The organism is Spartinivicinus marinus (assembly GCF_026309355.1).
Classification (GTDB): domain Bacteria; phylum Pseudomonadota; class Gammaproteobacteria; order Pseudomonadales; family Zooshikellaceae; genus Spartinivicinus; species Spartinivicinus marinus.
On record NZ_JAPJZK010000001.1, the window covers coordinates 965,728 to 979,151 of the forward strand.

At 40.6% G+C, this 13,424-nt stretch carries 12 protein-coding genes; 1 reads left to right on the forward strand and 11 read right to left on the reverse strand.

Going from position 1 to position 13,424, the window contains the following annotated elements:
* Window positions 1–129: 129 nt before the first annotated feature.
* Window positions 130–2,952 (forward strand): response regulator, encoded by a 2,823-nt coding sequence (locus OQE68_RS04605; protein WP_180567313.1) that lies wholly within the window; start codon window positions 130–132, stop codon window positions 2,950–2,952.
* 7 nt (window positions 2,953–2,959) lie between these two features.
* On the opposite strand, the gene recO is transcribed toward OQE68_RS04605, so the two are convergent.
* From recO to rpoE, 11 genes are all read right to left on the reverse strand, one after another.
* Window positions 2,960–3,730 (reverse strand): DNA repair protein RecO, encoded by a 771-nt coding sequence (gene recO, locus OQE68_RS04610; RefSeq protein ID WP_180567312.1) that lies wholly within the window; start codon window positions 3,728–3,730, stop codon window positions 2,960–2,962.
* 12 nt (window positions 3,731–3,742) lie between these two features.
* Entirely contained in the window at window positions 3,743–4,663 is a 921-nt protein-coding gene (gene era, locus OQE68_RS04615; RefSeq protein WP_266195525.1) for a GTPase Era, read from the reverse strand.
* Window positions 4,653–5,342 (reverse strand): ribonuclease III, encoded by a 690-nt coding sequence (gene rnc / locus OQE68_RS04620; RefSeq protein ID WP_180567310.1) that lies wholly within the window; start codon window positions 5,340–5,342, stop codon window positions 4,653–4,655. Before rnc ends, era begins: the two co-directional genes overlap by 11 nt.
* A complete protein-coding gene (locus tag OQE68_RS04625) occupies window positions 5,339–5,713 on the reverse strand; it encodes a DUF4845 domain-containing protein (protein WP_180567309.1) in 375 nt (124 codons plus the stop codon). The genes rnc and OQE68_RS04625 overlap by 4 nt, the downstream gene beginning before the upstream one ends.
* Window positions 5,714–5,760: 47 nt before the next feature.
* Window positions 5,761–6,579: a signal peptidase I gene (gene lepB, locus OQE68_RS04630; protein ID WP_180567308.1), complete on the reverse strand. Its 819-nt coding sequence runs from the start codon at window positions 6,577–6,579 to the stop codon at window positions 5,761–5,763.
* Window positions 6,580–6,585: 6 nt separating this feature from the next.
* Window positions 6,586–8,385: a translation elongation factor 4 gene (gene lepA / locus OQE68_RS04635; protein ID WP_180567307.1), complete on the reverse strand. Its 1,800-nt coding sequence runs from the start codon at window positions 8,383–8,385 to the stop codon at window positions 6,586–6,588.
* Window positions 8,386–8,581: 196 nt separating this feature from the next.
* Window positions 8,582–9,988 carry a DegQ family serine endoprotease gene (locus OQE68_RS04640; protein ID WP_180567306.1) on the reverse strand — a complete coding sequence of 469 codons (1,407 nt, stop codon included), beginning with the start codon at window positions 9,986–9,988 and terminating at the stop codon, window positions 8,582–8,584.
* Between the two features lie 60 nt (window positions 9,989–10,048).
* On the reverse strand, window positions 10,049–10,531 hold the full coding sequence (locus OQE68_RS04645) for a SoxR reducing system RseC family protein (RefSeq protein ID WP_180567305.1): 483 nt from the start codon (window positions 10,529–10,531) through the stop codon (window positions 10,049–10,051).
* A 90-nt stretch (window positions 10,532–10,621) separates the two neighbouring features.
* Window positions 10,622–11,650, reverse strand: a complete 1,029-nt coding sequence (locus OQE68_RS04650) for a MucB/RseB C-terminal domain-containing protein (RefSeq protein ID WP_180567304.1) — start codon at window positions 11,648–11,650, stop codon at window positions 10,622–10,624.
* A 1-nt stretch (window position 11,651) separates the two neighbouring features.
* Entirely contained in the window at window positions 11,652–12,323 is a 672-nt protein-coding gene (locus OQE68_RS04655; protein ID WP_180567303.1) for a sigma-E factor negative regulatory protein, read from the reverse strand.
* A 104-nt stretch (window positions 12,324–12,427) separates the two neighbouring features.
* A complete protein-coding gene (rpoE, locus tag OQE68_RS04660; protein ID WP_180567302.1) occupies window positions 12,428–13,012 on the reverse strand; it encodes an RNA polymerase sigma factor RpoE in 585 nt (194 codons plus the stop codon).
* Window positions 13,013–13,424 lie beyond the last annotated feature (412 nt).

Sequence of the window (13,424 nt, forward strand, 5' to 3'; positions counted from 1 at the left end):
TAATATTGAAAAACTATAAAGTTACATCTGTTCAACATAAGCAGCTAGTTTATTATACTGATCTGTCATACTTAGATGTATACCCAAAACACAGGGTATGTTCAGCTTACTAAAGGTACCGTATCTATTATGCTAAAGCAGCAAGGTATAAAAAGTCGTGTTTTGGCGCTTGCTTTGATTCCTACTATTAGTATTTCACTGATTTTAGGTACTTTCTTTACCTTAGCCCGTATCAACGACTTAGATGCTTTATTGCTAGAACGCAGTCAAACCACTATTCAACAACTAATTCCAATCACAGAACATACTTTATCATTAGATAATTTGAGTCTTATTCAAGAGATTGCCAGCTCTGCACTAGAAAAAAATGATGTCAGATCAGTCAGTCTATTTTCCCACACTAAAGTCGCCCTTGCCCATGCTGGTCCAAAAATTCAATTTAAGGACAGCCAGGAAAACTACTTTCTAACCCGTCCTTTTCATACCTTAAACAAGCAGTCTCTACTGATCAGCACTCCCATTTATGCAAAACCTACTTTATCACCTGTTAACACTGAAACAGCGCTTAGCAGTGGAGGAGAAAAAGTGTTATTAGGGTGGCTGATGGCTGAGTTTTCTCGCAGTAATACTGAAATTAAAAAATATCAAACCATCCTTGCTAGCGGTTTACTGATTCTTTCAGGAGTTTTAATCAACCTGTTTTTAGCATTAAAAATGGGCCAAAACATAACAGGCCCGCTAATGAAAATAATTAGTGCGGTTAATCATATGCGTGAAGGCAATCTGGATACTCGTATTAACACCAACACTGGTGGCGAGTTACGGGCATTAGAAACGGGTATTAACGCTATGGTCGCATCACTCCAACGTGGCCAGTTGGAAATGCAACAAAATATTGAACAGTCAACCAAAGACCTTCAAGAAACCCTTGAAACGATTGAAATCCAGAATATTGAACTGGATATGGCTCGTAAAGAAGCACTAGAAGCAAGCCGTATTAAATCAGAATTCCTTGCCAACATGAGCCATGAAATTAGAACGCCTCTAAATGGTATTATTGGTTTCACTAACTTGCTACTGCGCTCCAAACTCAATGATCGACAATTTGAGTACCTCAGTACAATCCAAAAATCATCAGAAGGATTACTATCGATCATTAATGATGTGCTCGACTTTTCAAAAATTGAAGCAGGTAAATTAGAGCTGGAAAGTATTCCTATCAATTTAAGAGAAAGTGTTGAAGAGGTACTAACGATTTTAGCACCCAGTGCCCATGATAAATCTTTGGAACTGATTCCTCTCATCTATTCTGACACGCCTATTCACCTAATGGGAGACCCCCTACGGTTAAAACAAATTCTGACCAACCTGGTCAGTAATGCTATTAAATTTACTAATGACGGCTCTATTGTTGTGAGAGCCATGCTTGAAGATGAAAAAAATAACCTTGTAACAATTAAAATCAGTGTTACCGATACGGGTATAGGCCTTTCTAACAAGCAGCAAAAGGAGTTATTTAAAGCCTTTTCTCAAGCCGATACCTCTACTACTCGAAATATTGGCGGTACTGGGCTTGGTCTGGTTATCTCCAAGCGACTTGCACAACAGATGTCGGGAGAAGTAGGCGTAGAAAGTGAGTTAGGTAAAGGCTCTACATTTTGGTTTACCTTAACGGTACCAAAAGCTAATGAACCTACCTTAAAAGAGCATTTCCCTGCATTCTCCAATACCCATGTCCTAGTAATGGAGCATCATGATCTTGCCAGACAAGCAATTGTTCACCTACTTTCTGAGTATGACTTAAATGTTGATAGCTGTGCTAATCAATCCTGCTTAGAAGAAAAAACGCAAGAGGCCAAAGCCCAGGGAAAAACCTATGATGCATTAGTGGTTAGTCATCACCCGGCTTATTTAGATTTAGAAAAAATAAGGTCATTAATTAAAGCAGCCAATAAAAATAAACAGTATTTGGTAATTTTGGCTCATACCAATAAAGAAGAGGCAATTAATAATATACTAGACCAACATAATAATGCTCTTTGCATTGTTAAGCCTCTATGTCACAACCGGCTATATCGAGCGCTTTCTTATTTATTACTTGAGAAAAGTAAACTCCCTCAAGGCAGCCAAAGCAATATTGCCCGACGTATTAACCAGGCTATTACACGCCAACCACATATACTAGCAGTAGATGACAACCCAGCCAATTTACGCTTGGTTACTGCATTACTAGAAGACCTTGGAGCTAAAGTAACAGCGGTAGACTCAGGCACTAAAGCGATTATTAAAACCAAGCAATACCACTTTGACCTTATTTTTATGGATGTACAAATGCCTCATATGGACGGCCTGGAAACAACCCGTAGAGTCCGCGAAAGAGAACTATCAGAGCGACGCATTCCAATCATAGCACTCACCGCCCACGCACTGGCAGAAGAAAAAAAACAGCTATTACTAGCTGGCATGGATGACTACATGACCAAGCCTATTAATGAAAATCAATTACAACACATCATAAAAAAATGGACAGGCTTACATGTAGCGCCTATTAAAGGTACGGATTATCTAAATGATACAAGTCATGCTGAACCTGAAACCAAAGTAGTAGACTTAACAGAAGGAATAAAGTTAGCTGGTGGAAAAGAAGATCTTGCCAACGATATGTTATCGATGCTGTTTGAAAATTTAAAAAATGAACAGGAACAAATAAGAGCATTATATCGTAATAAACAATGGCCAAGGCTACTGGAAGTTGTTCACAAACTACATGGCGCTACTCGTTATTGTGGTGTCCCTCTATTACGTAGTGCTTGTAATAATATGGAAACCATATTAAAAGCTTCTGAAAAAAATAAAGAAGAAAGACGTAAAGTGGCAGGTGCCATGGAAGAGCTAATTGAGCAAATTGAGCAGCTGTTAGATTGGCAGCGAAGACATGAAGGCACAGAATAAACAAATATTATCTTTGCTTGAAAAATAGCGCTCTACTCATAAGCGGTTTACTGCCTAAATGCGGTGCTAATGCCATTCTAGCAATTCGCTTGGTTATTCCTTTTAGGGGCTTAGTCCATACCTGCTGGATATCAAGCTGATGACTCACTGATTGAGCCTCTGTATTTAACCATGGCAAGCTGGCTAAAGTCAGTAAGTCACTACCAGAAAATAAGTTAGCCTCTGGCCTCTCAAGATAAGCCTGTTTTTTAGCAAGACAAAACCCCTGATCAGACAGAAAAACATAATTTGCTTTAGTAGTAATTTCATTACCGTCTGTATCATATTCAAATGAAACGGCATAACCTAGTTCAGCTAGCAAGTTAAATTCAAATTGCCGGAGATACATTTCAATTTGCAGGGGATCTTCCTGTAAAACAGCCAGTGTCTTTTGGTAGTTGCAAAATAGTTGTGGGGAAGCCTCTTCAGCAGGCAATAATCTGATTAATAATTCATTCAAATACAGGCCACAGTAAAGTAACTTGCCCAATAACGAATAGCGTAAGTCACTTAGCTCAACAGTTTTACCTGTTTTTAATTCTCCACTACCTTTCCAGGTTAACCAAAGCAACTGAAATGGTTGTAAAAAATGCTTAAAACTTGGCTGCTTTTTGGAGTTTTTACTGGTTTGGAAAACTATTCGCTGCAATCCTTGTTGCTTTGTGAAGACGATAGCAATTGATTTATTATCTTGAAAAGGACGGGTATGTAGTACATACCCATCATCAGAAATAGTCATAAAGAGCAGGCTTTAATCTGTTGTATAACCCAAACTATTCAGCGCACGCTCGTCATCAGACCAGCCACTTTTCACTTTTACCCACAAATTCAACATCACTTTATTATCGAACAGTTTTTCCATATCTATTCGAGCATCACGGCCAATCACTTTGATCTGCTCACCTTTTTTGCCTATCACAATGGCTTTTTGGCCTGCTTTTTCTACCAGTATTAAGGCACTAACCGTTATTAACTTGGGTTCAACTTGAAATTGCTCTATTTCTACAGTGATCTGATAGGGAATTTCATCCCCTAACTGTCGCATAACCTTTTCTCTAACAATCTCCGCTGCTAAAAATCGTGAACTACGATCAGTTATTTGGTCTTCATCATAAAAATGATGGCTTTTAGGCAAATAGTCACCCACTAGCAACTCTAAGCGATCAACATTGAGTCCAGTTTCTGCGGAAATAGGAACAATATCAGCAAAAGTCATTTTTTCACTTAGTAGAGAAATATGGGGTAAAAGCGCTGACTTATCTTTCAGCTGATCAACCTTATTCACAGCTAAAATCACTGGACAACGAAGATTACACACCTTATCCAATACCAGCTGGTCTTCATCCGTCCAAGCAGTTCGATCAACCACAAACACTACCACATCCACACCTTGTAAAGCCGTGATAGCCGCTTTATTCATATATCGATTTAACGCTTTTTTATTTGCAAGGTGCAGTCCTGGGGTATCAACATAAACCGCCTGAGTAGTTGCCTCTGTTTTAATACCTAGAATTTGATGTCGAGTAGTCTGTGGTTTTTTAGAGGTAATGCTAAGCTTTTGTCCTAGTATTTGGTTAAGTAAAGTAGACTTACCAACATTAGGTCTCCCTACAATTGCAACAAAACCACAGTGCAACTCTTGATCTGAGGCTGAGTTTGAATTAGTGACCACTACCATCTACTCCTAGTTGTTGCAATGCATGACGTGCAGCTTCTTGCTCTGCTCCTCGACGACTGGAGCCAATACCCTTGGTCTTCCCAGCTAAACCTGCAACCACACATTCAATCGTAAACGTCTGGTCATGAGCATCACCTTTAATATCGACCACCTCATATACTGGTAGCGCCAACTGCTTTGCTTGCAGATATTCTTGCAAGCGCGTTTTTGGGTCTTTTTGAGTATCTTCTAATGAAAGCTTTTCTAAACGAGGAGCAAACCAGGCTAAAACCCGCTCACGACAAGTATCCAACCCACTATCAAGATAAATAGCGCCAATCAGTGCCTCTAGTGCATCAGCTAAAATAGACTCACGGCGAAAACCACCGCTTTTAAGCTCTCCAGACCCTAACCGCAAATAATCACCTAAACCAAATTCTTTAGCTATTTTAGCTAGAGTGGCACCCCGTACTAACTTTGCACGTAGTCTACTTAGCTGACCTTCTTTGGCCTGAGGAAACTGCTGATAAAGTGCCTCAGCAATAATAAAGTTAACTATTGAGTCACCTAAAAACTCTAGACGTTCATTATTCCCACCTGCATAGCTCCTGTGGGTAAGTGCCAACAGGAGTAGACTTTCATCCTCAAAGCTATAACCTAGCTTTCGAAATAGTGATTGGTTTACTTTTTTCACTCGGCTTTGATTTTCCAACTATTTTCAAATGTTAAAACTAAGTCGATATTTTTGACTAAGTGCTCTCGCTTTTCATATTTAAGGCTAGCGGTAAGAAAACCACCCTCTTTTTTAACAACCACATCTTTAATGTGCACATCACGAATCATATTAGTGGTAAAGCCTTTTGAAATATAATCTCGCACTTTTCTGGGACTTGCTTTAGCAATATCAGGACGATCATCCAGTGAGTCAAATATATTTTGAATTGCATAATTATCAATATAAATGGGCGCTAGCTTCATTACTGTGACAACAACAAAACCACCTACACATAATGCTAAAAACCAACCAAATGCAGTTAAGCCCAGCTGCGATTTTTTAAGTTTCATACCCAATAGCCCCTTAGTTTCTTATTAATTATTAGCCACTTACCAAACTAGTTAATAGCTCCATTATTCTTAAAGCTAGGTAATTGCGTCCATTTTGGCCAGTGCATCCAAATAGCCACCGCTTTACCCACTATGTTCTCATCCGGAACAAACTTCCAAAAACGACTATCATTGCTATTGTCACGATTATCACCCATGACAAAATAGTGTCCTTCTGGCACTACCCACTCACCTTCCCCATCCTTTCTTGAAGCAGCCCCCAGGATTTTGCGAATAGTGTGCTTATTGTCATCAATTGTTTCTTCAAATACTTTATACGGACCTGTGCCAACATCAGTTCGTTTGGTAATAAATGACTCCTCTACCAGATTGCCATTGATATAGAGCTTTTTATCGTCATATTTGATGGTATCACCAGGTAAACCAATTACCCGCTTAATAAAGTTAATGTCGTCTCCTGGCTTGATAAATACCATCACATCACCCCGTTGCGGATCACCAACATCAATCACTTTAGTTCCAATAACGGGTAGCCTGATGCCATAGGCAAATTTATTGACTAAAATAAAGTCGCCAATATCAAGTGTTGGTTTCATTGAGCCTGATGGTATTTGAAACGGTTCATATAAAAATGAGCGTAATACCAGCACAATAAATAACACAGGAAATACTGATTTAGCTGTTTCAATACCCACAGGCTCTTTCTGCAAACCAGCCACAACCTCATGGTCTTCAGTCGTTACGGTTGTGCGGTATTGCTCTACTGCTAATTTTCTTTTTGGTAGCAGCACTAACACATCCACCAGGTATATAAGACCTGTGCCAAATACCAGTAACACTAATATCAGAGGGAAATTGATATCCATATAATCCTACTTATCAACTTTTAACACCGCTAGAAAGGCATCTTGGGGGATTTCTACCTTTCCTACTTGTTTCATCCGCTTTTTACCTGCTTTTTGCTTTTCAAGCAGTTTTCGTTTACGACTAACGTCACCACCATAACATTTAGCTGTCACATTTTTACGCAATGCTTTAACCGTTTGCCGAGCAATAATGTGTCCACCAATAGCCGCCTGGATAGCAACATCAAACATTTGCCGAGGAATAATTTCTTTCATTTTTTCACATAAATCACGCCCCCGACGCATTGAATGCTCTTTATGAACAATCAAAGCCAAAGCATCTACTTTCTCACCATTGATTAAAATATCCAGCTTAACCAAATCAGATGCTTCAAAACGATCGAAAGTATAGTCTAATGAGGCAAATCCTCGGCTCACTGACTTTAATCGATCAAAAAAGTCTAACACGACCTCACTCATGGGCAGCTCATAGGATAACGACACTTGTCCACCCACAAACTGCATATCTTTTTGCACCCCGCGCTTTTCAACACACAGACTAATGACGTTACCTAAATAGTCTTGTGGCACCAAAATATTGGCTATCACAATTGGCTCACGCATTTCCTGAACACTGGAAGGGTCAGGCAATTTAGAAGGGTTATCCACCATCACAATAGAGCTATCTTTCATTTCCAGCTCATAGATAACCGTGGGTGCAGTGGTAATCAGGTCTAGATCATATTCTCGCTCAAGCCGCTCCTGGATAATTTCCATATGCAGCATACCCAGAAACCCACAGCGGAAGCCAAAGCCCAACGCATCGGACGTTTCTGGCTCATAAAATAATGAGGCATCATTCAGTGTTAATTTAGCCAGTGCATCTCTAAATGACTCATAATCATCCGATACAACAGGAAACAGACCAGCATATACTTGTGGTTTTACCTTTTGGAATCCAGGTAAGGGGGCCACTTCTGGGGTTTTTATTAAGGCGAGGGTATCTCCTACAGGTGCACCATGAATGTCTTTAATACCAGCGACAACATAGCCTACTTCACCCGCTTTTAGCACACCCGTAGTTGTTCGTTTTGGAGTAAAAATCCCTATATCATCAACGACATGACTGGCTCCTGTAGACTTGACCAGCATTTTATCGCCTTTTTTCAGCTGTCCCTGTTTCACCCGAACTAATGAAACAATGCCTAAGTAATTGTCAAACCATGAGTCAATGATCAGTGCTTGCAGCGGTGCATCAATATCACCTTCAGGTGCAGGAACCAGTTCTACCAATCGCTCCAATACATCTTCAATACCCAAACCACTTTTTGCACTACAACGTACTGCATCAGTAGCATCAATACCAATAATGTCTTCTATTTCCTGGGCTACTCGCTCTGGCTCAGCTTGCGGTAGATCCATCTTATTGAGTACTGGTACTACCTCAAGCCCTTGCTCAATAGCGGTATAACAGTTAGCTACTGATTGAGCCTCTACCCCTTGCGCTGCATCCACCACTAACAATGCACCTTCACAAGCTGAAAGCGACCGGGAAACCTCATAAGAGAAGTCAACATGACCTGGCGTATCAATAAAGTTTAACTGATAGGCTTTGCCATCTTTTGACTGATAAGGCAATGTGACACTTTGCGCCTTAATGGTAATGCCTCGCTCACGCTCTAAATCCATTGAGTCGAGCACTTGCTCAGCCATTTCTCGCTCAGTAAGTCCACCACAAAGCTGGATAAAGCGATCAGCTATGGTAGATTTCCCATGGTCGATATGGGCGATAATAGAAAAATTACGAATATGACTTAAATCACTCACGATGTATTCTACACATAATGCTAATGATGCATCCTGGAAAAGGCTGCATTACTAAGTAGTTATAACAGACAAAGCCGATTGCTCAGCGGTTAATTTGGCGGGTAGTTTAGCCCATTAGTGGCAGGGCTGTCATGTAACAGCAAGAGATATAGTCTGTCAGGGCAATAGATTTTGCCCTGACATAATTAGCTAATACCTACTCTGTTAATTTAAAAGTGATATAGCCTGGCCGAGCATTTCTTACCAGCCGCATTGAGACTGAGCGATTAGTAGGCAGCTTAGCCATTATTTGTTTAAAGTCACGTACTGAATTTACTGGCTGATTGTGGAGATCAGTAATGATATCACCCCGACGGATGCCCACTGAGCTAGCAGGTCCAACTAATACGCCAGTAACAATGACACCATTACTTACTTCATACTTGCGCTTTTGCTCATCAGTCAGGTCTTCCACCTGCAAGCCTAGCCGGTTGCCAGATTTAGCTGGTACTGGAGTATGAGCTTTCCCTTTTTCATCGGGTAGCTCTCCGATAGTCACATCTAAAGTAATCTCATTACCCTGGCGAACCACTTCAACAGGCACTTTTTTACCTACCGGTGTTTGCCCTACCGCATGAGGTAAGTCAGCTGACACATCAATTTCTCTTTCAGCAAACTGGGTAATAATATCCCCTGGTTTAAACCCAGCCTCATCAGCAGGACCTTCTGGTAAAACTTCAGCAACAAGAGCGCCATGGGGCTTATCTAAACCAAATGACTCGGCCAAATCCTTATTTACATCCTGAATATAAACACCCAGCCAGCCACGACTTACATAGCCTTTATCTTTTAGCTGAGAAACCACATTCATTACAACATCAATGGGAATGGCAAATGAAAGCCCCATAAATCCACCAGAACGAGTGAATATCTGCGAATTCACGCCAATTACTTTGCCATCCATGTCAAATAAAGGCCCACCTGAATTACCTGGGTTAATAGCAACGTCTGTTTGAATAAAAGGCACATAGTTTTCACTTGGCAAGCTACGATTAATTGCACTGATAATCCCTGCGGTTACTGAGTAGTCAAACCCAAAAGGTGAACCGATAGCAATCACCCATTGCCCTGGCTTTAAATTATCGGTTGTACCCAGCTCAACGGTTGGTAAGTTTTTAGCCTTAATTTTAAGCAGGGCCAAATCAGAGCGTTTATCTGCTCCGATCAGCTTGGCTTCTAATTCTCTGCGATCACTCAGCCGAACAATAATTTGATCAGCGCCTTTGACCACGTGATTATTCGTTAAAATATAACCATCTTCTGAGATAATAAATCCAGACCCCAACGACTGTGGCCTTGGCTTTCCACCTGGAGCGGGTCGCTGAGGATGAGGTCGACCAAAAAACTCTTGAAAAATATCAGGTATTTCATCATCAGGAAAATAGTAGCGATTCATTCGGTTCTGTTTCGGCAGCTGCAGCGTACTAATATTAACTACCGCAGGCGAAGCCTCTTCTACTAACTCCGTAAACTCAGGTAAAGACTTTGCGTAAGCGGTTAGTTGAACCGTTATAAACAGTGCAAAGATTGCTGTTGATTGTTTAAGCCAAGATCTCACTTTCATAAAAAATTTAATCCCTTCGCTAAGAGTTTGTTATTAACCTAATGTCTTAAAGTGTTAGCTTTATAAGGAAGTCACTAATGGGCTTTCAGTGTCTTGAATAGGCACCAAAACCTTTAGCACTGACGGCTCCAGTGATTGTTGAAAAGATGTTTTATTAATAATTTTTCGTAACAAATAAAAACTCAGAAACAAACTGACAAAACCAAATAGGATAGTGACCTGCTCTTGATAGCCTTGCCACTTCAGTAGCCAGCAGGTAAACAACATAAATACCAAAGGTAATAAATAAACTAACAATGAACCCTTAACTAAGGTATTTTCAGGAATTCCAATAACAACTGCATCGCCCACTTGCAGAGAATAATCGCTTCTCACCTTAATAGAGGAAGCAGAAACAACTTGTCTAGACGGCAGTTTATTTAACAGCTTATGGCCACAACCTTTATTTGCAGCACATTGGCCACATACTGATTGCTGTTGAGTTTCAACCCAAACACCACCACTTTTATCAATAGCTGTTACAATTCCGTGCTCTTCAACCATTAATAACTAAACCAACTGTATTTAAACCTATTATGATAGTCCAATCGCCACGATAGTTAATTATGTAACCCATTATTAAACTTTAGACGGCTATTGGCTTATAGAAACAGCTCTTCCTTTCTGCAACTTTACTGACATTGCAATACGTTCAGCTGCCACCAAAGGAAGTTCACCCACTACTGTAATTAAAAACTCACCTTGTTCAAATGACAATACTTTAGTAAACGCAGTAATCGCACCTTCTCGTTTAATGACTGATACAGCATTCGTAGGTTTTGCCTCAACAAAAATAGAGAAGCCTGCAAGACCATCAGTATACATCAATGACTCAACTGCTTTTTTGGTCACAGGGCTGTGCTGTTGATTACGACGAAATAACTCAAACCCAGGAGGAACCCAATTAACATACCAATTTTCACTGTCACCTGGCTTGCCATTAGCTTTATTGAAAGCTTTGGATACGATAACTTTTTCTGACTTAATAGACCCCTTTAAAGAGGTAACCAGTTTGGTTTCAGGGATTTCATGCCCAATTTCAAGGGAAGTAAACTGAAGTCGCTCTAGCATTTCCCCTTTTCGGTTAAGTAAGACCAGCTTTAACAGTAAAGATGAGGCCTCGTCTAACCATATTTCATAGCCATAGCGAAACTCATCCTTGGGCTGAACCAAAACGACAACTGCCTCTCGACCGGCTACCCGACCTTTACCTGCTACTTTTAAACTGTAATGTTCGGCTAGTTTATTTGGATTCTCACTAAGAATCCTCCCAAATGCTAATGGAGAGTCACCACGCTCAAAGCGAATCACTTCATTATCAGCATTGATACAAACTACCTTATTACCATCTCGCACAACTTCTCGTTTGGGTCCATCCAAAAACACCAGCCGCTCTCTTTCTTGACCATCGGTTACAGAATGAGTAATAGCAATACTGTTCAAGCCTTGGCTGTGCTGATAAATAAACTGCCCTTCATAATTTAATTCACGAAATGCTTTAGTCATTCCTGTCAACCATTGTGCAGCTGACAGGCCTGTTTCCGCTAAAATATTGCCACTTGATCCAATCAATAATGAAAAAGCTAGCCACGAGGTAGCTCGACTCCAATACCGCTTTTTCATACTACTGAGTCTCAAATTTATCTACTCGGGCAAATGGTAAAATACCTTGACCATTAGTAAGCGTTGAGTGCTCAGCATGCTGCATCAAATAAGACTGAATGCGAGTTTGCGTTGCTTGGTCAATTGTTTGCTGAGGAAATAGCCGAGGAGAATTCACAGCAGACTGCTGAACAACCGAGACAGGCGTTACCGCTTGTGGCGATGATGCTAACTGTGGCCCAGTATTAAAAGCAGGTGCTGTGTATTTTGCATTAGTTTCCGCTGCTCGCTCTTGATCAGTGACAGCAAGTTGTTGTCCTGGCTGCTCTATTTGCTCAGTCTGGAATACCTGTACGCCTACTACTACAGCAAAGGCAACAGATGCAGCAACGGCAACACTGGCTAAAGGTTGCAACCAACGTCCCACCATAGTTTTTTCAGCTCCACTCTCAGAGCTAGCTTGTAACGCTGGCTCCTCCTTTATGGCAGCACTCACCGCAGAGGAAATATCAATGGAGGAAAACTGATGTGTTTCATGTCGCATGGCCTCACCAATCAGGTGGTACCGAAATGATGTTTGCCTAACCTCATCATTTTCTTGCGACTGTTTAAGCAGTCGGTGTGTTTCTAACTCACTGGCCTCACCATCGATGAATGCGGACAATGACTCGCACAAACGTTCATCTTGATTCATGAGGCACCTCACAAGAATAGCTATATTTTTGTCGCATTTCTTTCTCTTTCATGCCTAACTTTAAATAGCTTAACTTCAATAATCTCAAACCAATTATTAAAACATTAAGCTTGGTTAACTAATGGCCTAATTTGTTTATCAATTGCTTCCCTTGCACGAAAAATTCGTGACCGCACTGTCCCGACGGGACACTGCATAACTTCAGCAATTTCTTCATAACTTAAGCCATCAAATTCTCGTAATGTCACCGCTGTTCTTAGGTCATCTGGCAAGCCCGCAATTGCCTTATAGACCACTTTTTCTACTTCATCACGAAAAAGCCGATTTTCTGGTGATTCAATATCTTTAAGAGGATTTTGTCCTTCAAAGTACTCAGCATCCTCAGTATCAACATCAGTATCAGGTGGACGCCGCCCCTTGGATACTAAGTGATTTTTTGCTGTATTGATCGCAATTCGATACAACCAAGTATAAAATGCGCTGTCTCCTCTGAATTTATCAAGTGCTCGGTAAGCTTTGATAAACGCTTCTTGAGCAACATCCTGAACTTCCTGATGATCATGAATATAACGACTAACCAGTCCCAGGATTTTGTGCTGGTATTTCATTACCAACATATCAAAAGCACGCTTATCCCCCTGTTGCACTCGCTCAACTAATTGCTGATCCGAGTCTTGCGTACTTACCATCGTCACCTCCCCCGCTCAATGGCTAAAGGCTGCACTTGCAGCTGAAAACTACGTGGGAGTTGCCGAAGCATCACATTTTGTTCTGTTGTGTAGACCATACTCAATAACAAAAGTTCTCTGCTTTTTTAGGATAAGTCATCTGATCTTGCCCCGCAGGATTTAATAAACCAACTTATCCAATTAACTTTACTCAACTGCCTTCTTAAACTACCTAAAAATGCCTTAGTTATCTGTATTATCTGTCTGTCAAACCGCTTTTCAGCTATCAAGCTGGTTGCACCTAAGCCAAACTAACAACAGTTGTAGCCTATTGATAGAAAACAACTTTCTATTTCCCGACGGATAATTGATTCACTCAATCGCCTTAAGTTCCTTTCAGAACTTCAAGCTTTTTCACAAAATTGATTGATTA